Source organism: Pseudomonas sp. SLFW (genome assembly GCF_009905615.1).
Classification (GTDB): domain Bacteria; phylum Pseudomonadota; class Gammaproteobacteria; order Pseudomonadales; family Pseudomonadaceae; genus Aquipseudomonas; species Aquipseudomonas bambusae.
Genome location: NZ_JAAAKW010000002.1, coordinates 439,341 through 464,942 on the forward strand (window position 1 = coordinate 439,341; position 25,602 = coordinate 464,942).

Annotated in this window: 25 protein-coding genes and 1 tRNA gene; 15 read left to right on the forward strand and 11 right to left on the reverse strand. The window is 58.6% G+C overall.

Annotated elements, in window-relative coordinates:
- Nucleotides 1-109 precede the first annotated feature (109 nt).
- The 8 genes from GVN17_RS05390 (at nucleotide 110) to GVN17_RS05425 (ending at nucleotide 9,552) form a co-directional block, all read left to right on the forward strand.
- Complete coding sequence (locus tag GVN17_RS05390) at nucleotides 110-3,034, forward strand: aminotransferase (protein WP_166594189.1); 2,925 nt, start codon at nucleotides 110-112, stop codon at nucleotides 3,032-3,034.
- A 292-nt stretch (nucleotides 3,035-3,326) separates the two neighbouring features.
- Nucleotides 3,327-4,205: an N-carbamoylputrescine amidase gene (gene aguB, locus GVN17_RS05395; protein WP_166594190.1), complete on the forward strand. Its 879-nt coding sequence runs from the start codon at nucleotides 3,327-3,329 to the stop codon at nucleotides 4,203-4,205.
- A 3-nt stretch (nucleotides 4,206-4,208) separates the two neighbouring features.
- Nucleotides 4,209-5,315 (forward strand): agmatine deiminase, encoded by a 1,107-nt coding sequence (gene aguA / locus GVN17_RS05400; protein ID WP_166594191.1) that lies wholly within the window; start codon nucleotides 4,209-4,211, stop codon nucleotides 5,313-5,315.
- Between the two features lie 177 nt (nucleotides 5,316-5,492).
- A complete protein-coding gene (locus GVN17_RS05405; RefSeq protein WP_166594192.1) occupies nucleotides 5,493-5,696 on the forward strand; it encodes a hypothetical protein in 204 nt (67 codons plus the stop codon).
- Nucleotides 5,697-5,946: 250 nt separating this feature from the next.
- Nucleotides 5,947-7,215, forward strand: a complete 1,269-nt coding sequence (locus GVN17_RS05410; protein WP_166594193.1) for an OprD family porin — start codon at nucleotides 5,947-5,949, stop codon at nucleotides 7,213-7,215.
- Between the two features lie 158 nt (nucleotides 7,216-7,373).
- Complete coding sequence (locus GVN17_RS05415; RefSeq protein WP_166594194.1) at nucleotides 7,374-8,147, forward strand: helix-turn-helix domain-containing protein; 774 nt, start codon at nucleotides 7,374-7,376, stop codon at nucleotides 8,145-8,147.
- Nucleotides 8,148-8,378: 231 nt separating this feature from the next.
- Nucleotides 8,379-8,552, forward strand: a complete 174-nt coding sequence (locus GVN17_RS05420; protein WP_166594195.1) for a DUF1427 family protein — start codon at nucleotides 8,379-8,381, stop codon at nucleotides 8,550-8,552.
- Nucleotides 8,553-8,592: 40 nt separating this feature from the next.
- A complete protein-coding gene (locus GVN17_RS05425; RefSeq protein WP_166594196.1) occupies nucleotides 8,593-9,552 on the forward strand; it encodes a zinc-binding alcohol dehydrogenase family protein in 960 nt (319 codons plus the stop codon).
- Nucleotides 9,553-9,594: 42 nt separating this feature from the next.
- Here GVN17_RS05425 and GVN17_RS05430 read toward each other — a convergent pair whose 3' ends face one another.
- The 3 genes from GVN17_RS05430 to GVN17_RS05440 all read right to left on the reverse strand — a co-directional run bounded on the left by GVN17_RS05430 (nucleotide 9,595) and on the right by GVN17_RS05440 (nucleotide 11,382).
- Entirely contained in the window at nucleotides 9,595-10,344 is a 750-nt protein-coding gene (locus tag GVN17_RS05430; RefSeq protein ID WP_256665081.1) for an ABC transporter substrate-binding protein, read from the reverse strand.
- A gap of 131 nt (nucleotides 10,345-10,475) precedes the next feature.
- Complete coding sequence (locus tag GVN17_RS05435; RefSeq protein WP_074757986.1) at nucleotides 10,476-10,796, reverse strand: hypothetical protein; 321 nt, start codon at nucleotides 10,794-10,796, stop codon at nucleotides 10,476-10,478.
- Nucleotides 10,797-11,073: 277 nt separating this feature from the next.
- Nucleotides 11,074-11,382 carry a hypothetical protein gene (locus GVN17_RS05440; protein ID WP_166594197.1) on the reverse strand — a complete coding sequence of 103 codons (309 nt, stop codon included), beginning with the start codon at nucleotides 11,380-11,382 and terminating at the stop codon, nucleotides 11,074-11,076.
- A 178-nt stretch (nucleotides 11,383-11,560) separates the two neighbouring features.
- Between GVN17_RS05440 and GVN17_RS05445 the strand changes: the two genes are divergently transcribed.
- From GVN17_RS05445 to GVN17_RS05465, 5 genes are all read left to right on the forward strand, one after another.
- On the forward strand, nucleotides 11,561-11,884 hold the full coding sequence (locus GVN17_RS05445; protein WP_166594198.1) for a helix-turn-helix domain-containing protein: 324 nt from the start codon (nucleotides 11,561-11,563) through the stop codon (nucleotides 11,882-11,884).
- Between the two features lie 146 nt (nucleotides 11,885-12,030).
- Nucleotides 12,031-12,951: a LysR family transcriptional regulator gene (locus GVN17_RS05450; protein ID WP_166594199.1), complete on the forward strand. Its 921-nt coding sequence runs from the start codon at nucleotides 12,031-12,033 to the stop codon at nucleotides 12,949-12,951.
- A gap of 104 nt (nucleotides 12,952-13,055) precedes the next feature.
- Nucleotides 13,056-14,249 carry a CaiB/BaiF CoA-transferase family protein gene (locus GVN17_RS05455; RefSeq protein WP_166594200.1) on the forward strand — a complete coding sequence of 398 codons (1,194 nt, stop codon included), beginning with the start codon at nucleotides 13,056-13,058 and terminating at the stop codon, nucleotides 14,247-14,249.
- Nucleotides 14,246-15,184 carry a hydroxymethylglutaryl-CoA lyase gene (locus GVN17_RS05460; RefSeq protein ID WP_166594201.1) on the forward strand — a complete coding sequence of 313 codons (939 nt, stop codon included), beginning with the start codon at nucleotides 14,246-14,248 and terminating at the stop codon, nucleotides 15,182-15,184. Before GVN17_RS05455 ends, GVN17_RS05460 begins: the two co-directional genes overlap by 4 nt.
- 124 nt (nucleotides 15,185-15,308) lie before the next feature.
- Nucleotides 15,309-16,643, forward strand: coding sequence for an MFS transporter (locus GVN17_RS05465; RefSeq protein ID WP_166594202.1), 1,335 nt, complete (start codon nucleotides 15,309-15,311; stop codon nucleotides 16,641-16,643).
- 73 nt (nucleotides 16,644-16,716) lie between these two features.
- Here GVN17_RS05465 and GVN17_RS05470 read toward each other — a convergent pair whose 3' ends face one another.
- The 8 genes from GVN17_RS05470 to GVN17_RS05505 all read right to left on the reverse strand — a co-directional run bounded on the left by GVN17_RS05470 (nucleotide 16,717) and on the right by GVN17_RS05505 (nucleotide 23,676).
- Entirely contained in the window at nucleotides 16,717-17,076 is a 360-nt protein-coding gene (locus tag GVN17_RS05470) for a DUF3597 family protein (protein ID WP_166594203.1), read from the reverse strand.
- A gap of 482 nt (nucleotides 17,077-17,558) precedes the next feature.
- The gene (locus GVN17_RS05475; RefSeq protein WP_371928484.1) at nucleotides 17,559-18,251 is read right to left on the reverse strand and encodes a YoaK family protein; all 693 of its coding nucleotides are present in this window, start codon (nucleotides 18,249-18,251) and stop codon (nucleotides 17,559-17,561) included.
- 643 nt (nucleotides 18,252-18,894) lie between these two features.
- Nucleotides 18,895-18,970: transfer RNA gene (locus GVN17_RS05480), tRNA-Thr, on the reverse strand.
- Between the two features lie 296 nt (nucleotides 18,971-19,266).
- On the reverse strand, nucleotides 19,267-20,472 hold the full coding sequence (locus GVN17_RS05485; protein WP_166594204.1) for a methyltransferase: 1,206 nt from the start codon (nucleotides 20,470-20,472) through the stop codon (nucleotides 19,267-19,269).
- 212 nt (nucleotides 20,473-20,684) lie between these two features.
- Entirely contained in the window at nucleotides 20,685-21,374 is a 690-nt protein-coding gene (locus tag GVN17_RS05490) for an ABC transporter permease (protein ID WP_166594205.1), read from the reverse strand.
- The gene (locus GVN17_RS05495) at nucleotides 21,371-22,066 is read right to left on the reverse strand and encodes an ABC transporter permease (protein WP_166594206.1); all 696 of its coding nucleotides are present in this window, start codon (nucleotides 22,064-22,066) and stop codon (nucleotides 21,371-21,373) included. Before GVN17_RS05495 ends, GVN17_RS05490 begins: the two co-directional genes overlap by 4 nt.
- 64 nt (nucleotides 22,067-22,130) lie before the next feature.
- Nucleotides 22,131-22,889 carry an ABC transporter substrate-binding protein gene (locus GVN17_RS05500; RefSeq protein WP_166594207.1) on the reverse strand — a complete coding sequence of 253 codons (759 nt, stop codon included), beginning with the start codon at nucleotides 22,887-22,889 and terminating at the stop codon, nucleotides 22,131-22,133.
- Between the two features lie 13 nt (nucleotides 22,890-22,902).
- Entirely contained in the window at nucleotides 22,903-23,676 is a 774-nt protein-coding gene (locus GVN17_RS05505; protein WP_166594208.1) for an ABC transporter ATP-binding protein, read from the reverse strand.
- A gap of 11 nt (nucleotides 23,677-23,687) precedes the next feature.
- Here GVN17_RS05505 and GVN17_RS05510 point away from each other — a divergent pair, with 11 nt between their 5' ends.
- Both GVN17_RS05510 and gabP read left to right on the forward strand, forming a co-directional pair.
- Complete coding sequence (locus GVN17_RS05510) at nucleotides 23,688-24,011, forward strand: hypothetical protein (RefSeq protein WP_166594209.1); 324 nt, start codon at nucleotides 23,688-23,690, stop codon at nucleotides 24,009-24,011.
- Between the two features lie 86 nt (nucleotides 24,012-24,097).
- Nucleotides 24,098-25,489, forward strand: coding sequence for a GABA permease (gabP, locus tag GVN17_RS05515; RefSeq protein WP_166594210.1), 1,392 nt, complete (start codon nucleotides 24,098-24,100; stop codon nucleotides 25,487-25,489).
- Nucleotides 25,490-25,602: the final 113 nt, after the last annotated feature.

Below are 25,602 nucleotides of genomic sequence, written 5' to 3' on the forward strand. Positions count from 1 at the left end.
CTATCTATCGATCAGCTAAATGATTTCTTTACGTTGCACTGTTGCAGGGTTGCGCATTTCACGAGCAACTGGCGATATTGCGCGTTCATCCTGCCCCGAGACCCTTCATATGCCGCTCGCCACCCTGATTCATCGATCCAGCCTGCCTTGCCCGGAGGTCACTCCCGACCAGGCGGCCGAACTGCTTTCGGTGCATTACGGGCTGGTGGGTTCGTTGAAGGAACTGGGCAGTCAGCAAGACCGAAATTTCTTGCTGGACACAAACGAAGGGCGGCGCTTTGTGTTGAAGATCTGCCGTGGCGACTACGCCACCGCTGAGTTGGCGGCCCAGCATGCGACGCTTCGGCACCTCGGAGCGCATCCCGATCTACGGGTGCCGGGGGTGGTGCCTGCGGTCAGCGGCGACGACATCTTGTCGGTCGAGGTGGGTGGGAACGCGGTGCACGTGCGCTTGCTGGAGTTCATCGACGGGCAGTCGCTGGCCGATGTTCAACACCTGAGCCGGGACGTGGTGACCCGTTTGGCTGAGTTGTGTGCCAAGGTCGATGTCGCACTGGCTGACTTCGACCATCCGGGGCTGGAGCGCATTCTGCAATGGGACCCTCGCCATGCGAGCGCGCTGATCAAGCACCTGCAGCCAGTGATTGAAAACGCTGACGAGCGCGCATGCATCGCCAATGCAACGGACCAGGCCCATGCCCGGTTATTGCCATTGATCGCTGCATTGCCGATGCAAGCCATTCACCTGGACATCACGGAATACAACGTCGTCTGGGAACGGGACGGACACCATATGTGGCAGTTGCAGGGCCTGATCGACTTCGGCGATGTGGTGCGTACCTGGCGCATCGCGGACCTCTCGGTGACCTGCGCCGCGCTGCTGCACCATGCCGAAGGCGATCCGCTGTACATCCTGCCGGCGATTCAGGCGTATCACCGAATCAACCCCTTGCAGATCGAAGAGCTGAAAGCGCTGTGGCCGTTGATCGTCAATCGCTCGGCGGTGCTGGTGCTCAGCAGTGAGCAACACGCCAGTGTCGAGCCGGACAATGCTTACATTCAGGCCAACCTCGACAGCGAATGGAACATCTTCGACGTGGCGACTTCGGTGCCGATGGCGTTGATGGAAGCTGCGATTCTGGACGCCGTGGGTCTTGAAACGACCCACGAATCAAAAGGCGAAACGCCGTTTTCGCCCCTGTTACCAAGTCTGGCGGGGCAGGCATTCAAAACCGTTGATTTGGGTGTCCTCAGCGAGCATTTCGAGGCGGGAAACTGGGAGCAGAGCGGCATCGACGAGACGCTCCTCAAGGAGGCGGCCCACCAGCACGGCCTGGCCGCCAGTCGCTACGGGGAGTTCCGGCTCTCCCGAACGCTGCCCGACAGCGCCCATGAGCCGGACACCTTCGCGCTGCACGTCGAACTGCTGATCCCCCACGGGACGGCGGTGCACGCGCCTTTTCACGGCACCTTGCGACACACCGCCGACGGCGCGTTAATGCTCGTCGGTGCCCATTCGAACCTGCGCCTGTGGGGCGTGCGATCGGATTTCGATTCCGGAGTCGAGTTCGGGGCCAGCGATGTGATCGGGCAGGGCGGCGGTTCATTGATCGTGCAGCTGTGTTCCGAACGCAACGTCAGCCCGCCGCTGTTTTGTACGCCCTCCCGCGCTGCCGGCTGGCGCACGTTGTGCCCGTCGCCAAGCGGGTTGCTGAGGTTCGATTGCGACGCGCCGCCCCCCTCTGACGCTGCCGAGTTGCTGGCCCGTCGCGACACCAGTTTCGCTCGCTCACAGAAGCACTATTACCAGGCGCCGCCGCAGATCGAGCGTGGTTGGCGCAATCACCTGATCGACATGCAAGGCCGCTCGTACCTGGACATGCTCAACAACGTCGCAGTCCTCGGTCATGGTCATCCGCGCATGGCGCAGGTCGCGGCGCGGCAATGGTCGTTATTCAACTCCAACTCGCGCTTTCATTACGCGTCCATCGCTGAATTCTCCGAGCGTCTGCTCAAGCTGGCGCCGCAAGGGATGGATCGGGTGTTTCTGGTCAACAGCGGCACCGAAGCGAACGATCTGGCAATCCGGTTGGCTTGGGCCTACAGCGGCGGGCGCGATGTCTTGAGCGTGCTGGAGGCGTATCACGGCTGGTCGGTGGCGACCGATGCGATTTCCACGTCCATCGCCGACAACCCACAGGCGTTGAGCACGCGTCCGGATTGGGTGCATCCGGTGGTCGCGCCGAACACGTATCGGGGCGAAGCGCGTGGTGCGGACAGCACGCCGTTCTACCTGAAAAGCGTGGATGCGCATTTGGCACGTCTGGCCGGGCAGGGGCGTCAGGTGGCGGGTTTCATGTGCGAGCCGGTGTACGGCAATGCGGGCGGCATCTCGCTGCCGCCGGGTTACTTGAGCGAGGTGTATCAGAAAGTCCGCGCGCAGCGCGGGGTGTGCATCGCGGACGAGATTCAAGTGGGTTACGGCCGTCTAGGGCACTATTTCTGGGGCTTTGAAGAGCAGGGCGTGGTGCCGGACATCATCACCATGGCCAAGGGGATGGGCAACGGCCACCCGCTTGGCGCGGTGATCACACGGCGCGAGATTGCTGAGGCGCTGGAAGCCGAGGGCTATTTCTTCTCATCGGCGGGGGGCAGTCCGGTGAGCTGCCAGATCGGTCTGGCGGTGCTGGATGTCATGGAAGAGGAACGGTTGTGGGAGAACGCGCAGGTGGTGGGCGGCTATTTCAAGGAACGGCTGCTGGCGCTGATCGACCTGCATCCCCTGGTGGGCGCGGCCCACGGTTCGGGTTTCTATTTGGGCCTGGAGCTGGTGCGCAATCGCCAAACGTTGGAACCCGCCACAGAAGAGACCACTTACCTGTGCGACCGGCTGCGTGAGCTGGGCATCTTCATGCAGCCTACCGGTGATTACCTGAACATCCTCAAGATCAAACCGCCGATGGTGACGACGCGCCGTAGCGTGGATTTCTTCGTGGACAGCGTTTCGAAGGTTCTGGCTGAGCTTGAAGGTTAATTGAACCTGCGTCCCTGTCAGGCATGGGACGGTCGTCTGTGGGAGCGAATTCATCCGCGAATGGCCGGTACATTCGACGCATCTCCGTCGTCTGTGCCACCGCTTCGCGAATGAATTCGCTCCCACAGGGAGTCTGTATTTTCAGATTAATATCGGATTTATCAGCCTAAATTCAATTAAGGAATTTGGTAATAGCTTCAAATACGGATATTTATCGGCTATAAAGACGCCAGATTGTCATCGCTGATCTGTCACGATGACGCGCCCTTCGTCTTTGTCGCCGGAGATTGTCATGAGCCGTATCGTCACTGTTGCTGCCACCCAGATGGCCTGTTCGTGGGAGCTGGACGCCAATATCGAGACCGCCGAAAGGCTGGTGCGTGACGCTGCGGCGAAGGGCGCGCATATCATCCTGATTCAGGAGCTGTTCGAAACCCCGTATTTCTGCCAGAAGCCCAACCCCGAATACCTGCAGTTGGCGACGTCGACCGACACCAACGTGGCCATTGCGCATTTCCAGAAAGTCGCGAAAGAGCTGCAAGTGGTGCTGCCGATCAGCTTTTTCGAACTCGCCGGGCGGGCGCGATTCAACAGCATCGCGATCATCGACGCGGACGGCAGCAACCTCGGGATTTATCGGAAGAGCCACATCCCGGACGGCCCCGGCTATCACGAGAAGTATTACTTCAACCCCGGTGATACGGGCTTCAAGGTCTGGAACACCCGCTACGCGAAAATCGGCGTCGGCATCTGCTGGGACCAATGGTTTCCGGAGTGCGCGCGCAGCATGGCGTTACTCGGGGCGGAGATTCTGTTCTACCCGACCGCCATCGGCAGCGAGCCCCACGACAAGACCATCAGCTCTCGCGATCACTGGCAACGGGTGCAACAGGGCCATGCAGGCGCTAACCTGATGCCTTTGGTCGCGAGCAACCGCATCGGCAACGAAGCTCAAGACGGCTACGACATCACGTTTTATGGCTCCTCGTTCATCGCCAATCAGTTTGGCGAGAAAGTCGAGGAACTGAATCAAACCGAGGAGGGCGTGCTCGTGCACCGCTTCGACCTCGATGAACTGGAACACATTCGCAGTGCCTGGGGCACTTTCCGTGACCGCCGTCCCAACCTGTACGGCCCACTCAAAACCCTCGATGGCTCACTGGAGTCCTGATCAATGACCACACTCAACAGTACACCACGCGCCGACGGCTTCTACATGCCCGCCGAATGGGCCCCGCAAACCCAGACCTGGATGGTGTGGCCTGAGCGCCCTGACAACTGGCGCCTGGGCGGTAAACCCGTGCAGAGCGCCCATGTCGCGGTGGCCAAGGCGATCGCCCGTTTCGAACCTGTGACCGTCGCCGTATCCGCTGCGCAATACGACAACGCCCGCGCGCGTCTTGATGTGCCGAACATCCGTGTCGTCGAAATCAGCAACGACGACGCTTGGGTGCGTGATACCGGCCCGACCTTCGTCATCAATGACCAAGGCGAGGTGCGCGGCGTGGACTGGGGCTTCAACGCGTGGGGCGGTTTCGATGGCGGCCTGTACTCGCCGTGGAATCTGGACGAACAGCTCGCCAGCAAAGTACTGGAAATCGAACGCTGCCCGCGTTACGTCACTGAAGGTTTCGTGTTGGAAGGCGGCTCGATTCACGTCGACGGCGAAGGCACGCTGATCACCACCGAGGAATGCCTGCTCAATCGCAACCGCAACCCGCATCTGTCTCGGGAAGAGATTGAAGCCGTGCTGCGCGATCACCTGTCGGTCGAGAAAATCATCTGGCTGCCGGATGGTCTGTACAACGACGAAACTGACGGGCATGTGGATAACTTCTGCTGTTACGTGCGCCCAGGTGAAGTCCTGTTGGCGTGGACCGATGATCCGAAAGACCCCAATTACCCGCGCTGTCAGGCCGCCATGGGCATTCTGGAAAACGCGCGTGATGCCAAGGGGCGACCGTTCGTCGTGCACAAGATGCCGATTCCCGGTCCGTTGTTCGCCACGGAAGAAGAGTGCGCAGGCGTCGATCAGGTGCACGGCAGCCAGGAACGCAACCCATCGGTGCGCCTGGCCGGTTCGTACGTGAACTTCCTGATCGTCAACGGCGGCATCATTGCCCCGAGTTTCAATGATCCGCTCGACGAAACGGCACGTCAGATCCTGCAACGCCTCTTTCCGGAACATGAAGTGGTCATGGTCCCAGGCCGTGAGCTGCTGCTGGGCGGCGGCAATATCCATTGCCTGACGCAGCAGCAACCAGCGCCGCACCGCCGCTGAGTTGGTTCACTTCTTGCTCTCATCAAAGCCTGTCGAACGACGGGCTTTTTTGTGGGTAGCGACTTCTCGTTTTTCGGCGAGGGGGTGTTTCCACGAAGGCTTGACGGTGACACGAGTCGTTCGTCTGTAACAAAAGCTCCGTAGATTTCGCAGTCCAAGACGCAAGAGGTTATCCCTATGAACGCAGGTCATGAGCCACGCGTGACTCGAGGTTTGTCTGCGAGCAGTGAAGCACGGCAGATGATGGCGGACTGGTTACGGATAACCCAGGCTTCAAAACACCAGGCTCCGGATTACCGGGCCATGCTCTCCGAGCGCTACCCCTCTGGCCTCATCAACGATGCGGAAATCGAGGCGTTGCTCGGTATTTGGCACAAATGATCATGCGCGCCTATTCCAATCTGGAGTAGGCGCACTCATCGTTTCGGCCTTCATCAAATTGACACCCATCGGTGCTGGCGATAGCATTCGCGCCTCAACCGCCTGTGGCCAAGCGCCATGTACGTGCATCAGTAGTCCACTGCGATGATTTCGTGCGGGCTTCCGGGACTGAAAGTAAGTCTGGGGAGACGCAATTACCTGTCCGGTTTTTGCCACAGCGCGAGATCAATCTGCCTATAAGGACAACAAGATGAAACAGCGTATCGGTCTGCTCGCTCTGGGCATCCTGGCGGCCACTCAGGTCATGGCTGATGGCCAAGCCGACTCCAAAGGCTTCGTCGAAGACAGCAGCCTCAACGTCAATCTGCGTAACGTCTACATCAACCGCGATTACAAAGGTGGTCCTCAAGACCGCGCTGAATGGGGCCAAGGCTTCATCGCCAATTACTCGTCCGGTTACACCCAGGGCACCGTGGGCGTCGGCGTTGACGCATTCGGCCTGTACGCCGTTCGTCTGGACGGCGGTCGCGGTAAAAGCGGCGCCGGCGGCATCGACTTCTTCAAGCAAGACAGCAACGGCAAAGCGGCTGACGACCTGTCCCGCTTCGGCGGCGCGGTCAAATTCCGCATCTCCAACACCGAGCTGAAATACGGCGACATGATGCCGGAGCTGCCGGTGCTGAGTTACGACAACTCGCGTCTGCTGCCAGAAACCTATACCGGCACCATGATCACCTCGAAAGAGATCAAGGACCTGACGCTGGTTGCAGGCCGCTTCACTGCTCAGACCCGCAAGAGTGCGGAAGGCCGCGACAGCGGTGATCTGAAAAGCATCAACGTCTACGGCGGCGCTTACAAATTCTCCGATGCGTTCAGCGCGGCCTACTACGCCTCCGACGACGAAGACACGCTGAAGAAGCAGTACGTCAACCTGAACTACGTCCTCGCGCTGCCGACCGATCAGTCGCTGACGTTCGACTTCAACGGCTACAAGACCAAGCTGGATCGTGACGTGGCGGTCGATGACGCCCGTGACAACAAGATCTGGAGCCTGGCGGCGACGTGGGCAGTGGGCATCCACTCCTTCACCATCGCGCACCAGCGCAGCACCGGCGAAACCGGCTACAACTACGGCGGCTATCGCAACAATGGCGGCTTCAGCGATGGCGGCAACTCCATCTACCTGACCAACTCCTACTGGTCGGACTTCAACGCCAAGGACGAGCGTTCGTGGCAGTTGGGCTACGGCGTTAACCTGTCGACCCTCGTGACCCCAGGCCTGAGCTACAAAGTGGCTTACGTGCGCGGCGACAACATCGACGATGGCACCAACCGTGGCGATGGCGAAGAGCACGAACTGTTCAGCCAGATGACCTATGTCGTCCAGAGCGGCCCGGCCAAAGACCTCTCTCTGCGCCTGCGCAATTCCTGGCTGCGTGTATCGGACAACGCTTCCAACTACAACGTTGGCGGTAACGAAACCCGCATCTTCATCACCTACCCGATCAACGTTTTCTAATGTTGAACGGCGATTGAGCTGAAGCTGCAAAAGAGCGCCCCGGTCGAGAGATCGGGGCGTTTTTGTTCGAGCGCTCGCCTGGATACGCTAATCGCTGGTCATCTTCGACCCCGCGTCGCTAACATTGCCCACACCCGATCTTTTGTTGGTCACCCCCCATGGCCCTTGCCGCACCTCCCGATCTCACTAACACCACCGTTCCGGTTCAGCGTGTTTCGCGCACGTACCCGCGTGGGCTTTACATCGAACCGCATGAGCATGACTGGGGGCAGGTGCTCTATGCGATGTCGGGGGTAATGTGGGTCGAAACACCCAACGAGGCATTGGTGGTGCCGCCACAGCGGGCGGTCTGGTTGCCGCCGGGGGTGTCTCATGGCATTCGTGTGGTGTCCGACCTGGAGATGCGCAACATCTACTTACGTCCGGCGTTGTCCGAGACGCTGGAGCCGACCGTTCAGGTATTCGAAGTGGCACGGCTGTTGCGCGAGCTGATCGTCCATCTGGTGGCCGAGCAGGACAAGGATTCCGAGTATTACAGTGCCTTGGTCGGTCTGGCATTGCTGGAGCTACGCCGGGCAAAGCGCTCGTTGCTGAAGGTGCCGATGCCTGACGACAGCGACCGTCGGCTGATGAATATTTGTCAGGCGGTGATGATCGAACCGTCCATTGGCGTCTCGTTCGAGCAACATGCCGAAAACGCCGGGGCCAGCGTACGCACGCTGTCCCGGTTGTTTCAGGGCACGCTGGGCATGGGTTTCGCCGAATGGCGCAGGCAGGTGCAATTGGCGACGGCGGTGGCGGAGATCATTCAGGGCGTGCCGGTCAGCACCATTGCGCGTTCGATGGGGTATTCCCCCAGCAGTTTCAGCGACATGTTCCGTCGTGAGCTGGGGATGGCGCCATCGCAGTATCCGTTGGGCGAAATGGCGTAATCGCCAGACATCTTGTGGGAGTGAGTTTGCTCGCGATGGCGGTGTGTCAGACATGAATGAACCGACTGATTCACTGCTATCGCGAGCAAGCTCACTCCTACAGGTCAGCCATCGCACTCAGCCTGTCCGAAATTCAGAAGCACTTGGCCGGTAGGCATTTCCACCTTTCCCTAAACTCTGGTCCATCGCCAACGCTGTCGTGCTTCACGACACACGGTCCCGGAGTTCGTCATGAGCTACATCATTTCACTCGCCATTGGTATCGCCGTCGGCTTGCTGTACGGCGCACTCGACTTTCGCTCACCCGCGCCGCCCTTGGTGGCGTTGGTCGGGCTGCTCGGCATGCAGGCGGGCGAAAAGCTGTGGCCCATGGGCCGCCAGTTGTTCGCCAACCTGATGTCCTGAATAGAACGAATTCTGTATTCCCACTCTGGATTTGAACGCCATGAAAGCACTGCAATTTTCCCGAACCGGCGACCTGGCTGCACTGGAAGTCGTCGAACTGCCCACTCCCGTTCCTGCAGCGGATGAGGTTCTCGTACAGATCAAAGCGGCAGGCCTGAACCCGAGCGACGTGAAAAACGTCCTGGGCCGTTTCCCTTACACGACGCTGCCACGGGTGCCCGGTCGCGACTTCGCAGGCGTCGTCGTCGAAGGTCCAAGTGAGTTGATCGGTGAGGAAGTCTGGGGCACAGGCAACCAGATCGGTTTCTCGCGTAATGGCTCCCACGCGGGTTACATCACGTTGTCAGCCAAAGGCGTAGCGCTCAAACCCAAGTCCTTGAGTTTCGTGCAGGCCGCGAGTCTTGGCGTGCCGTACACCACTGCATGGGATGCGTTGGAGCGCAGCCTGGTAAAAGCCGACACCCGCCTGCTGGTGATCGGTGCCAATGGTGCGGTCGGCAGCGCTGCCATCGCGTTGGCTAAAGTCCGCGGGGCCCAAGTGCTGGCTGCCGTACGCCGTCCGGAACAGGTCAAAGCCCTTCAGGACCAAGGCTACAACGCCATTCTGCTGGGCAAGCCTGAAGAACTCTCGGCCCAAGTGAACGCAGTCTTCCAGGGCGGCGCGGACGTGATCTTCGACACCACCGGTTTCTGGCTGCCCGCGTCGGTTCAGGCACTGGCCCCATTCGGGCGCATCGCAATCATCGCCGCCCCGGTGGACGGCCACGTCCAGCTGCCAGCGCTGGCGCTGTACCGAAAAGGTGGCTCGGTGGTGGGCGTCAATTCGCTGCTGTACGGCGTCGAAGCCTGCGCGCGGATGCTGGAACAGTTCGGCAAACTGTTCGACGACGGCACCTTGCCGCTGCCGACCGACTTGATCGAGACGCCAATTGAAGAAGGGCTCGCGCGTTACGCAGAAGTGAATGAGGGGAGTGCGGACAAGATTATTCTGCTGCCGTGATCCCTCGCGTCGCTGGGCGAACCTTGCTGCGTTCGCCCAATCTCACCAAACCGGCAACCCTTTCACATACCCCGCCTCAATCCTCGCCGACGTGCCATTGGCTTCCAGCGTATCGAGGGCCGTCCGCAGGCGTTCGACCATCTGCGGATCGCAATCCTTGGAGCAGGCCAAATAGAGGTTTGCGGTCATCAACACTCGGCTCATCACCAGCGGCCGGTCGCTGATTTGCTTCCAGATGTAGCGGGTTTCAGGCACGCCGTTGAACCACGCATCCACACGTCCTTTGAGCAGCATTTGCGCCGGGTTTTCACCGATCTTCAACGGGTAGATTTGCGAGGCGGGGAAGCCTTCTTCGCGTAGACGGGTTTCCTGCGCTGTGCCGATTCCCACGGCGATGAGCTTGAAGGCTTTCTTTGCTTCGTCGAAGGTATCGACGCGCTGGTCGAGGCTGAAAAACGTACGGTCCATCGTCATCACCGGGGCGATCCAGGTGAAGAGGCCTTCTCGGCTTTGCGTGCGCGTGAGAGGGGCGATCAGCATGTCTTTGCCACTGCTGACTTCCCGTTGTGCACGGGGCCAGGGTGGAGAGACAAAGTTGCCCGAGTACCCTGTCATCGCCATTGCCTGAACCACAATGTCGCCCACGATGCCGTGCGCGTCTGCCTGATTGAGCATGGTCAACGGTGGCGCTTCGGGAACGTAAAGGTCAACGGCGGAGGTGGCGAATGCCATGGGTGGGCCTGCCAATACCGCACTGATGGCGTATCGGATAAAGCGGGAAATCCATTTCATGGCAGCAGCGCTCAAGGTAAATACAGGGCCTGTCAGGGCAGGCCTCTTGCCTGGCTCACGAGTCGGTCGGAAAGCCGCTCATGATTTTGCTGGAAAGGTACAACATTCAAGCTGCGAGGGCTTCACAAGACTCACGTCTTATTGTGCTCATTGGTGTAGCGGCCGCTCAGTTCCCATCCACATTCGAGCAACATGTCGATCCAGTCCTCATAGGAATCGTCGACGTCCAGCAGGTTCATGAACTGATCTTCGATGTGACAGCGAAAGGTCTGCTCTTCAACGTTCCATTCAACGTCCCGGATTCGCCAGGCGCGTTGATCGGGCAACTGAATGTTCAGGCCATGGAAGGGCACGAACGGCAACTCGACCTCATACAGAAGCTTCGACCATTCAGAAGAAATTTCGGGGGTCTGGTGAGTCCAGACGTATTTGATCAATCGAACATTGTGCACGGTTGGGCCTTCTCTCGTGTTTCGGGTGACGGCTCGCTGTCGCTGCGGGCGAAGGCGCGGGCCAGTCGGAATGCCTATACGTTACTAGATGGGCGCGTGATCGGGGAGGGGGCGCGTGAGATCGCTGCCGCAGAGGCTCGGGTGTGCGAGGCTTGTTGGTCAGCGTTGACGACGAATGGTGGGGGCGACGAGGGTTTTGAGTCAGTTTCGGGAGACCGTCTGGCAGAATCAGGGGCTGCAGGACAATGATTCGACATCCCTCAGCCCAATCGTGCTATCACAGAGACAGTCTCATCTCCTCTACGGCGCTATCCAGCTTTTCGCGTAACGGATCGATCAAGCACCAGATCTGATCCGCATCGAGCTTTTCGGTGTGAGCCGCCTCAAGCAGGCGGGTCGTCAACGCCAGCGCCATATTAACGTTCGCGACCTGCTGCATCGCCGCGCCGACGGCGCCCACATGGCTCTTTACATCTTTCAACTCAGTCAACCATTCCAGTACGCGGGCCGCAGGTATTGGGGCCTTACCCTGGACGCTATTTTCAAGCAAAAGCTCAAGTGAGCAGAGGCGTGCTTCGATATTCATGGGCGACGCTCTCTGAGTGTGGAGGGAAGTGTGGCATTTGTCTGAAAGCGGGCAGTTGTTGCTCGCCAAATTTCATGATCTACAAAAAAGGCCCTACAGATAATTTCAAATCCTAAGTATGTCTTAGTACGCGGTCAACCTGATTCTAAGAATCTCTTAGCCTTTTAGCGGCTAATAAATGAGCATTTTTAGCAAACGATTGAAGGAAGCCCGAACGGCTGCCGGGCTGTCCCAGGAGCGTTTGGGCATTGAATCAGGGATCGATCCCGCCTCCGCCAGTGCGCGGATGAATCAATACGAAAACAATAAACACACGCCCAATTCATTGACCATCATTCAAATCGCCGCCGCTCTGGATCTTCCGCCCGCCTATTTTTATAGCGCTGATGATGAAGAGGCCAGAATGTTGCTCCTGTTTTATCGCCTCGATTCGCCAGGGAAAAAACAGATTTTGACATTGGCCGTTGAATTACACGGTCAGACCAAATTCCTGAACGTCTGAAATATTCAATCAGTTTGCAGATGTTTAGAAGACGATATTGATCCACATCTCTCATTTGTTGTCTTCCAAATTCCTGTTCTGGTGGGATGATAGCCAGCGGTCGTTTTACGTATATGCTGAGCGGGCCCCGTGGCCGAGACCTGCCCATGCTTCACAAAAATCTCATTCGTCGCCTTGATCTGATCACCCTCAAGCTGTTCGTTGCCGTGCATGAAGAAGGCACGCTGACCCGTGCAGCGGCTCGCGAGGCCATTGCTGTATCGGCCGCCAGCAAGCGATTGATGGAGCTCGAAGAGGTCTTGGGCATTGGGTTGTTCGTGCGCAACGCCAAAGGCATGGTGCTGACCGCTGCGGGTGAAACCCTGTTGCACCATGCTCGGCGCATGCTGTTCGACCTGGAAAAGATGGGTCTTGAACTCGATGAGCACCTGCAAGGCATGCGCGGCTATGTACGCATGTTGGCTAACCTTTCGGCGATTATTCAGTTTCTCCCGGAAGACCTGCACGACTTCACCATCAGCCATGAACGGGTCAAGGTCGATCTAGAAGAGCGGCCCAGCACCGGCGTGGTTCAAGGCTTGATCGACGGCGTTGCCGACATCGGCATCTGTTCGGAAGACACCGATGTTCAGGGACTCTACAGCGTGCCGTACAGGCGCGACGAGTTGGTCGTGGTCATGCGTTCCGACCATGCGCTGGCTCAACGGCATCACGTCGCTTTCGAAGACACACTGGGCAGTGATCACATCGGCCTGCACGCCGCCAGCTCCATCAACATGCGCACCCACACGGCAGCGCGCTCCCACGGCAAACCTCTACGCGTGCGTATTCATGTTCCGGGCTTCGACGCCATGTGCCGAATGGTGCAGGCGAACATGGGAATAGGCGTCCTGCCGCGTAAGGCGTTTGATTTGCTGGGCACACCATTAGGCCTGACAGCCGTAGGCTTGAGCGATACGTGGGCCAAACGCACATTGATTCTGGTGGTGCGCGACAAGGCCGCGTTATCCCCGGTCAGCCTTTTGCTGTTCGATCACCTCCAGCAGCACGAGCAGCACGGTCGCTAGCGTTCGCGTTTCGCGAACGATCCTTGCCAACATACGGTTGGATTTGCGAAACCCCGGTCCTCTAGTCTTGGGTACAAATTCCAAGAAACACTGAGGTATCCGCTATGACAGGCCCCCTGAACGGTGTGCGCGTAATTGAAATCGGCACACTGATCGCAGCGCCCTTCGCCGCACGCTTGATGGGCGAGTTCGGCGCTGAGGTGATCAAGATCGAATCCATGGGACAGGGTGACCCGCTTCGTAAATGGCGAAAGCTGCACGAGGGCACCTCGCTGTGGTGGTATCTCCAGTCTCGGAACAAAAAATCCCTGTCGCTGAACCTCAAATCCCCCGAAGGCATCGAGATCGTCAAGCGTCTGGCCGAAAGCGCCGACGTGTTGATCGAAAACTTGCGCCCCGGCGCGCTGGAAAAACTCGGTCTTGGCTGGGATGTCCTACACGCCTTGAACCCCAAGCTGACGCTGGTTCGTATCTCGGGCTACGGCCAATCCGGTCCTTATCGTGATCGTCCGGGCTTTGGTGCCATTGGCGAGGCCATGGGCGGCATTCGTTACACCACCGGCACCCCCGGTTCGCCTCCGGCGCGAGTGGGCGTCAGCCTCGGTGATTCACTGGCTTCGATGCACGCTGTGATGGGCGCGCTGATGTCGTTGCTGCGCGTGAAAACCGGGCAAGGCGATGGCCAGATCGTCGATGTCTCGCTGGTCGAAAGCGTGTTCAACCTCATGGAAAGCCTGGTGCCGGAATACGACATGCTTGGCCATGTTCGTGAGCGCACCGGCGGTGCACTGCCCGGCATCGCACCCTCCAACACCTATCCGACCGCTGATGGCGCATTTGTCGTCATCGCCGGCAACAGCGATCCGATTTTCAAGCGCTTGATGCACACGATTGGCCGTCCTGACCTGGCTGAAGCCCCTGAGCTTGCACAGAACGATGGCCGTGCTGCGCAAAGCGAGATGCTCGATGCGGTGATCAGCGCATGGTCGTCCAATTTGCCTATCGACGACGTCCTTGAGGCGCTTGAACAGGCGGAAGTGCCCGCCGGCCGGATCTATAACGTCGCTGACATTGTGGCCGACCCTCACTATCAGGCGCGCGAGATGATCCTCGACGCGCAACTGCCCGGCGGCGCCCACGTGAAAATGCCCGGCATCGTGCCCAAACTTTCCGAAACACCGGGTTCGGTGAACTGGCAAGGGCCTGCCTTGGGTCAACACACTGACAGCGTCCTGAGCGATCTGGGCCTGACCGCTGCCGATATCGCACAACTCAAAACAGAGGGGGTGGTGCAATGATCACCGACTTTTCCGAGCGTTTGATCGTCCAGGAAGTTTCGCCGCGCGACGGTTTGCAAATCGAGCCCACTTGGGTCGAAACACCCGACAAAATCGAGCTCATCGATCAGCTTTCTCTAGCCGGTTTCAGCCGCATCGAGGCCGGCTCTTTTGTTTCGCCCAAGGCCATTCCCGCGCTGCGTGATGGCGACGAGGTGTTTCGTGGAATCTTGCGCCACCCGGGCGTGATTTACGTGGCGCTGATCCCCAACCTCAAGGGGGCGCAGCGTGCGATAGACGCAGGTGCCAACGAGCTGAATCTGGTGATGTCCGCCAGCCAGACCCACAACCTGGCGAACATGCGCATGCGCTGCGAGCAGTCGCTCAGTGCGTTTGGCGACGTCGTTTCCTTCGCCGCTGGCCATCCCGTGAGTCTCAACGGCTCTATCGCCACGACGTTCGGTTGTCCATTCGAGGGCAAGATCGACGAAGACCGCGTGCTGCAGATCGTCGATGCCTACCTGGAACTGGGCATGCAGGGCATTTCGCTGGCGGACACAACAGGCATGGCCAACCCGCGTCAGGTGCATCGGCTGGTACAGCGCGTGCTGACCCGCATACCCGCGTCGGCACTGACGCTGCACTTCCATAACACCCGTGGGTTGGGGCTCAGCAATGTCCTCGCGGCCTACGAGGCAGGCGCTCGCCGTTTTGATGCGTCGTTGGGTGGCTTGGGCGGTTGCCCGTTCGCGCCTGGCGCATCAGGAAATATCTGCACTGAAGACCTTGTGAACATGTGCGAAGAAATGGGGATCGAGACCGGTGTCGACCTGCCGCATCTCCTGAAACTCTCGCGCGGCCTGCCTGCGCTGCTCGGGCATGAAATGCCGGGGCAAGTTGCCAAGGCAGGGCGCAACTGTGATTTGCATCCCGCGCCTGAACATCTGCCGGGCTGATTTATCGCGAGACATCTGTAGCCAAACGCTTTACCGAATACGAACGAATACGCCTCGCCGCGTATTCGTCCAGACAACAAAAACAATAGGGCTCCCTTTGGGAAGTCCAACTGGAGTGACCGCAATGACTATCTCCGTTCTAAACCCCCATAGCAGCGTCGTGGACGTTGTGAACGCCGAAAAAGCGTTGATCCGCAAAGTCGCGTGGCGGCTGATGCCGTTGATCATGGTCTGCTACCTGTTCGCATTCTTTGACCGCATCAACATCAGCTTCGCCAAGTTTCAGCTGCAAACCGACCTGAGCCTGAGCGACACCGCGTACGGCCTCGGCGCGAGCCTGTTCGTCATCGGTTACGTGCTGTTCGAAGTGCCGAGCAACATCATGCTCTACAAGGTGGGCGCCCGCCGCTGGATTGCCCGGATCATGATTTCCTGGGGCATCGCGACGGCGCTGATGGTGTTCGTCAACGCTGAATGGCAGTTCTACGTGCTGCGCTTCATCATCGGCGCCATGGAAGCCGGTTTCGCACCCGGCGTACTGTTTTATCTGACGCTGTGGTTCCCACAGACCTACCGTGGACGTATCACATCGATCCTGTTTCTCGCCTCGGCCTTCGCCGGTCTGCTCGGTGCGCCGATTTCCGGCCTGGTGCTGGGCCACATGGACGGCGTCATGCAAATGCGCGGCTGGCACTGGCTGTTCCTGCTGGGCGGCCTGCCTTGCATTGCACTTGGTATCGCTGTGCTCAAGATCCTCAAGGACCGTGTTTCAGACGCCCATTGGCTGACCGACGCCGAAAAAAACTATCTTTCCAGCCGCATCGCCCAGCATGAGCCTAATAAACATGGCTCGCTGCTGACCGCCCTGAAAATGCCCGGCTTCCTGATGCTTGGCCTGATCTACTTTCTGATTCAGGTTGCGTCCTACGGCCTCAACTTCTGGGCGCCTCAGCTGATTCGCAGCGCAGGTGTCGAAAGCCCGGTCGTGATCGGCCTACTCACCGCCATCCCTTACATCTGCGGCGCCATCAGCATGGTTGTGATCGGTCGCCTGTCAGACGCCAGCGGCGAGCGTCGCAAATTTGTCTGCGGTCTGGTCGTGCTGGGTGCCATCGGCTTCTTCAGCGCGGGGATTTTCGCTCAGCACACCAGCATGCTGATCCTCTCCCTGGCCATGCTCGGTGGCGGCATCGTTGCTTCCATCCCGGCATTCTGGACCCTGCCGCCGAAGCTGCTGGCCGGTGCAGGCGCAGGCGCGGCAGGCGGCATCGCGCTGATCAACACCCTTGGCCAGTTCGGCGGCATCGTCAGCCCGATCATGGTCGGCAGCATCAAGGACATGACAGGCAGCACCACGCCAGCGCTGTACGTGATTGGCGTCACCAGCGTGATTGCGGCAGGTTTGTTGTTGTGGGCGTTGCCCGAGAAGTTGCGGACGTTGGATAAGAATCACGACTGACGCCTGAAAGCTGCGCCTGACTTCAGGCGCAGCTTTTTGTGCAGGTATAAGGCCGCATCGTCTGGTTCGAGCGTTATCCCTGAGTCGCGTTGTTCAACACGGCTTTATGCAACTCGATGTTCTGCTCAGCGGTGCCCTCATAGGACGAAATCCCGACCTCCTCGGCCAACTTCTTCCGATTTTCCATGCTGCTGTCGAGCTTCAATGCCTTGAGCAAGTCCACGATGGACGACTGGGGATTCAGCCCTGGGTTGCCCTCCTTCAACTTCGTAATTTCGGCGCTGAGCTGATCAGGCGTAGGCTGGCTGCTCGCTCCAGGAGAAGACGACGCGCTCCCCGCCGTGGGCGCAGTCGGCGCATCTGGCGATGCCTGCGTGCTGGCGTTAGCCGTCCCAAACCCGAGTTTTTCAAGAATGCTGCTGATAATGCTCATGGTAAGTCCCTTTTTTCAGTGATCGAACTGTTCGAGAAACGGCCGACAGGCAATTGCCCGTCCGTACAGAATCGCCATCTCCGTCGTCGCGGCGACTGACATGTCTTCACAAAAGCCTGTGCGCACCAACACACGCGCCAAACACGCACCTGCGCTATGCGAATTCAGGCTATGGAGCGAATACATTCCCCGAGACGGTCAAAACGGCTTCCATTGCTGGAAATGGGATCGTCACTGCCATGTGCGTGGGTGCAGTCCATAAAACGTGTGGCAGATCAGTCAGGTTGCAGCGTAGCCGCTAATTACTGGAGTGGCGGGGGGAGGGTTCGGTTCCAGAGCGTTCTGGGTTGAGGTTGATATCGGACGAGTGGCGAAGGCGCGCCCCGTCCTCGATGCTCGTCGGGAGGGACGGGAGATAACGCGTAAGTACGCGTCTAGACTGGTGGTTATTTCGTTGGAGAGAGTGGGTCGTTGTAAGCGGCTCACTTCGGCATGTATTTAGACTGCCAACTTCGTGGAATCGCTGCCGATGCGATGCCGACCCCCAAAGTGATAACGCCGCTAATGACCATGGCCTTGAAAGAAAGTGTGTGCGCCATTGTGCCGCCTGCAATTGCACCAACAAGCATGCCGCTCCAAGGTACAAGCTGAACACGCCATCCGATCCGCTGTTGCCCTAAGATCGCGCGGCCCAGACCTCGTCCAAACCGTGATAATGCCCCGGTGACGTAGGTTAGCCCTATGGGCAAACCATTCACTTCCTCGACGACCGCGTTAATCATCCCCATGGCAAGTACCGCCAAAATAGGCGCTATCGTGTTTTCTCCGAGAAATCCGCCAACGCAGAGCAGCAGCCCAATGCAAAGAAGTAGGGGCCACGACCGGCGGCCACTGTAGGTTGCAGCTATCACCCCTAAGGCATTTCCTACGACGAACGTTGCTACGAGCAGGGCGATGTGGAGGGCCAAGACAAAGTTGCTCGTGCTTAGCGACGCCGCAAGGCGTGTAGTATTGCCGCTCATGAATGAGACAAAGTCGCCAGTGACCATAAAACTGATCGAGTCCGTCATACCGGCGATGAACGAAAGACTGGCAACGAAACAGAGACCTATCCGTCCACGAAACCGGAACATTTGCCTGGCTTTGGCACCAGAATATTTAGGCTCTGGAAGCACTACGACCTCGACGATGTACAGACCCGAGACAATCTGTCTCGCATTTGATGGGCAGGCAGGGGGCAGCATCCCGTTCTAATTCTCACGGCACGATGCCAAGACGCGTTCCCGCCTGTCCTCCTGTTCATAGAGTGTCAGAAGTTTCTGCGAATTTCGCTACTGCATCAATCAATGACCGTCAAGCAGCGCCCTGAATCTGAAGAATGGAGGTTTGCGCCTTTTGGGTCAGCCTCAACTCTTGTTCTGTCTGGTCCCGGCCACTGGTCAAATCCAAGAGCACTCCTTGCCAATATCCACGCGTTCCAACATAGCCGCATACGGCGACTCGATGTTCTGCACGTTTAGGGGGATCTGAAGATTTTAGATATTTGCTGCAGGCTGTAGCGAAGACGTCGAGACAAGGCAGGCGTCAAGGCGCTCGATGACAGGTCAATTTGCCATAGAAGTATAGGAAGAATGAGCGCGACTAGAGCAATCCCTGTAGTCCGCGAAAACTCCAGTCCTATTTCTTCCAAGCCACAGGCAACTCACTACAGGAAGCAACCATGCTGCTCCTTAGGCCGGATGATCTGACTTGGTACATGAGTTGTTACGCACGGGACAAAAACAAAAGGCCCACATTTCTGCGAGCCTTTGTTTTGTATGGTGCCGGCACCAGGAGTCGAACCCGGGACCTACTGATTACAAGTCAGTTGCTCTACCAACTGAGCTATACCGGCGTTGTGGGCGCTGATTATAGGGATTTGATCGGGCGAGTAAAGCCCTAATTCAAGTTTTTTTGCGAGGCTTATGACCTGTCGCAATTACCGTTATTCACAAGCGGTCCATCGAGCTCGTTGCAAAAGGCCGTTTTGTGGAACTCTTCTCATTCGTTCGCAAGCTACTGTTTTTTCGAAAATTTAACACATGATCAAAAAATGACCAATCGTGTAAATCGTTTGAGAATCAGGTTTTCTGTGTGTTCGTGGGATTTTCGTCAACAGAGTTATCCACAGGGCATCGTGCCTGCAGTGGGTCATTTCCGTTCCGCGAGGATGAGCAGGTTTCGAGGTGTGATGTGTGATGGGCAAAACGTACCGATCCGCACTTCGTAACTGCGTTGTTGCAGGTAGAGGGCGCGGTCGAGGGTGAGCCAGAGTTCGAGAGGGCGGCGGAAGAGGTTTCGGAGCAGTTCGAGGTTGCGGACTTCGGCCAATCGTTGCCAGCCGGTAGCTTCAAGGGCGGGCCAGTCTCGGTTGCCAGGCTCGGGCAGCTGTTTGAACACGGCGAGGTCGCGGCAGTAGTCGTTGAAGGGTTTGTCGAGCCAGGCGCTGGGGAGCGAGGGCGTTGGCAGGTAGTCGTCGATGCCGCGCAGTTGGCGTTGCAGCAGGTCGAATGCCAGCCTGCGGGCCATGGAGGTGTCGCGGTGGCGACGAACGCGGGCGCCTGCGGTGACGGTTTCGCTGAGCGGCAGGCCGAGGTCGTCGAGTGCCAAGTTGAGTGTTGACGCCTGACCTTCGTTTGACAGGGCTTGGTAGTGCTCGCTGGCGATGCGGTTGTAGCAGCAGGGGGCGATGGCTATCTGTTGGCACTCGGCGTCGCTGGCCAGTTGCATGAGGCGCACGTGGAGGTCGCCGCAGGCATGCAGGGCGACGGGGGTGTGGTGGGCTGCGAGTTGGTCGGCCGCCGTTTTGGCCATGACGTCTTGATGCAGATGCGCCGCCTGAATGCCGAGCTTATGGCTGAGTTGCCGGCCTGCTTCAACCAGCGTGGCATCGTATTCGAGGCAGGTTAGGGCTTGGCCATCGTGGGCGAGTCGTCTGCCGAGGTGGCCTTTGCCGGAGCACCAGTCGAGCCAGTGCGTAGGCGCCTCCCGAAAGCTCAGACTGCTGGTGAAGGCTTCGATCTGTTGCCATTTGCGACCGGGCACGTCGACGTTCATGCGTGAGGAGATGGCGTTGAGGGCGTGGGTCGGCAGGGCGTCGATTTCGCTAAGCGCTTTGGATTCTCTGGCGAGCTGCGCGAAGGGCTCTGGCGCGTCAAGGTTTTCTGGATGGTTGTGGGCCGCTTCGGCCTCTTCCAGCGAGCGCTGGCGCAGCCATGTGGATAACGCCGGGTGTTCGGCTTCCCATGGCAAATGGCGATGGGTGAAGGGTTTCGGCCGCCACAGGTGTTGATGCGCGAGCAGGAAGGCGTCGAGCGCGAGGAAGCGGGATTTCAGGTCGGTGGCGGACAAAGGCATGGTCGGAAAGCGCGGTGCTGGGCATGGGAAAAGCTTACGGGGTATTTGGGGAACGAGGTAGCTGAGGGTTGGCACTCACTCCCGTGGGAGCGAATTCATTCGCGAATCGTTGGTACATCCGATAGGGATGTACCGGATGCACCCTCGCATCGCGAATAAATTCGCTCCTACAGTTTTGGGCGGTGTGAACCAGAAACGTTGTCGAACCTCGCTTACCGTCCTTGGCTCGCATCCACCCGCAGATGACGCTCCAGCAGTTTAAAGCCCTGTACCAGAACGAACGACATCACCAGATAGATCACGCCCGCGATGAAGAGTGTCTGCTCTGGCATGTAGGTCCGTGCATTGATCGTGCGAGCCATCCCTGTGATGTCGAGCAGGGTCACCGTGCTGGCGAGGGCGCTGGCTTTGAGCATCAGAATGACTTCGTTGCTGTAAGCGGGCAGGCCGATGCGGGCGGCGCGAGGCAGGATGATATAGACCAGCGCCTTGCCCTTGGACATGCCCAGTGCGCGAGCAGCCTCGATTTCGCCGGGTGGCACGGCCTGGATCGCGCCGCGCAGGATCTCGGCAATGTATGCAGTGGTGTGCAGCGTCATGGTCAGCGCCGCGCAGAAAAACGGTTCACGCAGGTACGGCCACAGCACGCTTTGCGTCACGGCTTCGAACTGGGCGAGGCCGTAATAGACGAGAAACAGTTGGACGAGTAGCGGCGTGCCGCGAAAGAAGAAGATGTAGGCGTAGGGCACGGCGCGGACATACGCGTTTCGCGAGGCCCGAGCGATGCCCATCGGAATCGCCAGGATCAGCCCCGCCACAACGGCGATGGCGACCAATTCCAGTGTAAGCGTTGCCCCTTGCAGCAATTTGGGCAGCCACTTGAGGACGAATTCCCAACTCATGACGCGCTCCTCACAAAACCCACCGATGCGCGGCGTTCCAGCCATGCAAGGCCGATCATCGACATCGCTGTCATGCCCAGGTACATAAGCGCCGCGACCATATAGAAGGTGAACGGCTGTTTGGTAGTCGTGACGGCGATCTGCGCGTGTCGCATGACTTCTTCAAGCCCGATCACCGATACCAGCGCCGTATCCTTCATCAGGATCATGAAAAGGTTGCCCAAGCCTGGCAGTGCGATGCGCCACATCTGCGGCATGACCAGTTTGATGAAGATGCGCGACCGGGACATGCCCAACGCCAGCCCTGCTTCGCGATGCCCTTTCGGGATCGACAGCATGGCGCCGCGAAACACCTCAGTTGCGTATGCGCCGAAGCACAGGCCCAGAGCGATGACGCCTGCCGCGAAGGCGCTGAGCGACAGGTTGGGGATGCCGAACACATGCCCGATGGCGCGCATCGAACTCACGGTGCCGAAATAGATCAGCAGCACCCACAGCAGTTCGGGAATGCCGCGCACCAGCGTCGAATACATCCCGCCGATCCATTGCAGAATACGGTTGGGCGAGGTTTTGGCGAGGGCGCCGAGCAGTCCCAGGATGAGGCCCAGGCACAGGGCGGACAGCGCGAGTTGAATCGTCATCAGCATGCCAGCCGCCAGGGCCGGGCCGAATCCTTGGAGATCGAAGTTCATGGCTTTGCTTGGTTAACGGATCGGCACCGCCGCAGGTCGAGTGCGGCGATGCTGGTCAGGCGGGTCAGAGGATGCTGAACGGGAAATACTTGTCGTTGATCTTTTTGTAGGTGCCGTCTTCGATGATTTCTTTCAGGGCGGTGTTCAGCTTGTCGCGCAGCGGATCATCCTTGCGCACGGCAATACCGATCTTGTCTTCGCCAAACATCGGCTCGCCCTTGAATTCGAAGTTCTTGCCTGCGTCGCTCTTCAGCCACTCATAGCTGGCGTATTTGTCGCCCAGCAGGGCATCCACGCGACCGGAAGTGAGGTCGAGAAAGGCGTTTTCCTGCGAGTCGTAGAGCTTGACGGTCACGTCGTTGCCCCAGTTGTCTTCCAGCCAGGTGCCAGCCAAGGTCGCGCGCTGGGCGCCGATGGTCTTGCCTTTCAGGGCTTCCTTGATCGCCGCGGGGTCGCCGGTCAGGTTGGTGGCTTTTGGCGCGATGAATTGCAGTTTGTTCGAGTAGTACGGGTTCGTGAAGTCCACGGCCTGCTTGCGCTCTTCCGTGATCGACATCGACGAGATGATGAAATCGAATTTCTGAGCGTTCAGCGCCGGGATGATGCCATCCCAGTCGGAAGTGACGACCTCGCAGGTGACTTTCATCTTGGCGCACAGGGCGTTGCCGATTTCGACGTCGAAGCCCACGACCTGGCCGCTGGCATCCTTGTTATTGAACGGGGGGTAGGCGCCCTCGATGCCCATTTTCAGGGTGTCGGCAGCAACGGCGCTGGAGGCGACGACCAGAAGGGCGGCCACCAGAATGTTTTTCAGGGTCTGCATCGATGTTGCTCCGTTAGCGATTGCTGGACATGAATTGTTTGCAGCGAGCCGATTGCGGGTCATCGAAGACCTGCTGCGGCGATCCTTGTTCTTCCACGCGCCCCTGGTGCAGGAAGACCACTTCACTGGACACCTGCCGGGCGAAATTCATTTCGTGAGTCACCATCAACATGGTTCGGCCTTCTTCGGCCAGGCCACGAATCACACTGAGCACTTCCTGCACCATCTCGGGGTCAAGCGCAGAGGTCGGCTCGTCGAACAGAATCACTTTGGGTTGCATGGCCAGCGTACGGGCGATGGCTGCTCTTTGCTGCTGACCGCCCGACAGTTGCGCCGGGTACACATGACGTTTATCCGCGATGCCCACTTTGGCGAGCAACGCTTCTGCCACTTCGATCGCCTCGGCCTTCGTTTGCCCCAAAACCCGGCGCGGCGCCTCGATGATGTTATCGAGTACGGTCATGTGCGGCCACAGATTGAAGTTCTGAAACACGAAGCCAATCTCGCTGCGCAGGCGATTGATCTGACGAGTGTCGGCAGCGATCAGTTCACCCTTGCGCGAAGCTTTGAGTTTGAGGGCTTCGCCCGCGACGAGGATTTCACCCTTGTGCGGGTTTTCGAGCAGGTTGATGCAGCGCAGCAGCGTCGACTTGCCAGAACCGGACGAGCCCAGAATTGAAATCACGTCGCCGTCCCGTGCAGTCAGCGAGATGCCTTTGAGCACCTCAAGCTGATCGTAGCGTTTATGCAAATCGCGAATTTCCAGGGCGGGCATTGCCTGGGCCATGTTGAAACCTCGTGTATTCGGTACCGATGGCGCACGGCAAACGAACTGGCCCTGCGCAAAAAGGGCGCGATGGTGCCAGCTTTAAACGCCGTGGGGAAGGGTATTTCGGCCAGATGGAGTATCGGGAGCGGGTAGGATTGCGCCAATTTGGTGCTTTATGTCGCCAAGTGTGTATTTTCGGTGCGACAAAACGTCTCTATCCTGTTGCGGTTGGTAACGTTTCCTACAGAAATGGCAAAACGCTATTCGTCTCAGATACTTATCAAACGCCTTTGCAACGGGCATATCCGCGCACGACGTCGCTTTTGAAATATCTTGGCGTAATTCTTGCGTAAAAAATAAATAACAGTGCTGTTGTGATCTTTTTACGAAGGGTCGCAAATCGCTCTGATCCGTATAAAAATTCTTAAAGGTTGCTTACATGAGCAGTACCCCAAATTCTTCAAACCTCGATCAGGGGCTCAAACCGCGTCACATCACCATGCTCTCCATTGCAGGTGTGATCGGTGCGGGTCTCTTCGTCGGTTCTGGTCACGCCATTGCCGAAGCGGGTCCAGCGGTTCTGCTAGCCTACGCGGCAGCCGGTACGCTGGTGGTTCTCGTGATGCGCATGTTGGCCGAAATGGCAGTGGCTTCGCCGGACACCGGTTCGTTTTCGACCTACGCAGACCGTGCGATCGGTCACTGGGCGGGTTTCACCATCGGCTGGCTGTACTGGTGGTTCTGGGTGTTGGTGATTCCGTTGGAAGCCAACGCTGCGGCGACCATCCTTCACGCGTGGTTCCCGAACATCGCGATCTGGGCTTTCACCCTGGTCATTACGCTGGTGCTGACGGCGACCAACCTGTTCAGCGTCAAGAACTACGGTGAATTCGAGTTCTGGTTCGCGCTGATCAAGGTCTTGGCGATCATCGGCTTCGTGATTCTGGGCATTGCGGCCATGTTCGGCCTGCTGCCAAGCAGCCAGGTCAGCGGCGTCAGCCATCTGTGGGACACCAACGGTTTCCTGCCGAACGGCATGGGTGCCGTGTTGGCTGCCATGCTGACCACCATGTTCTCGTTCATGGGCACCGAAATCGTCACCATCGCGGCGGCGGAATCGAAGAACCCGGGCCAGCAGATCACCAAGGCCACCAACTCGGTGATCTGGCGGATTTGCCTGTTCTACCTCGTGTCGATTTTCCTGGTCGTCGCATTGGTGCCGTGGAATGACAGCCGTCTGGCCGAAGTCGGTTCCTACCAGACCGTCCTCGACCTGATGGGCATCCCGAACGCCAAGCTGATCGTAGACCTGGTCGTTCTGGTTGCCGTAACCAGTTGCCTCAACTCGGCGCTGTACACCGCTTCGCGCATGCTCTTCTCCCTGGGCAAGCGCGGCGATGCGCCAGCCGTTTCGCAACGCACCAGCAAAGCCGGCACCCCGTACTGGGCCGTGCTGCTGTCGACCGCTGCCGCTTTCGCTGCCGTGTTCGCCAACTACGTCGCACCGGCTGCTGTGTTCGACTTCCTGCTCGCCAGCTCCGGCGCCATCGCGCTGCTGGTGTACCTGGTGATCGCCGTCTCGCAACTGCGCATGCGCCGTAAGCGCGAAGCAGAAGGCCAGGCCATCGACTTCCGCATGTGGCTGTTCCCGGGCCTGACCTGGGCGGTGATCGTGTTCATCGTCGCAGTCCTGACCATCATGCTGTTCCAGGAAGGCCACCGCATGGAAATCATCGCCACCGGCCTGCTGAGTATTTTGGTCGTCGCAGCGGGTTTGATCGTGTCGAGCCGCCGCAAGGCGAGCAAGGCCGGGAAAGTTGTGCTGAATTGATGAGTGATTGAGCTGGCGTTGCCAGTGAGAAGAAACGGCTGCTTTCAGGGATGGGGGCGGCCGTTTTTTTTGCCCAAGCACATTCAAGCATTCGAAAGGGCATATCTATCTAT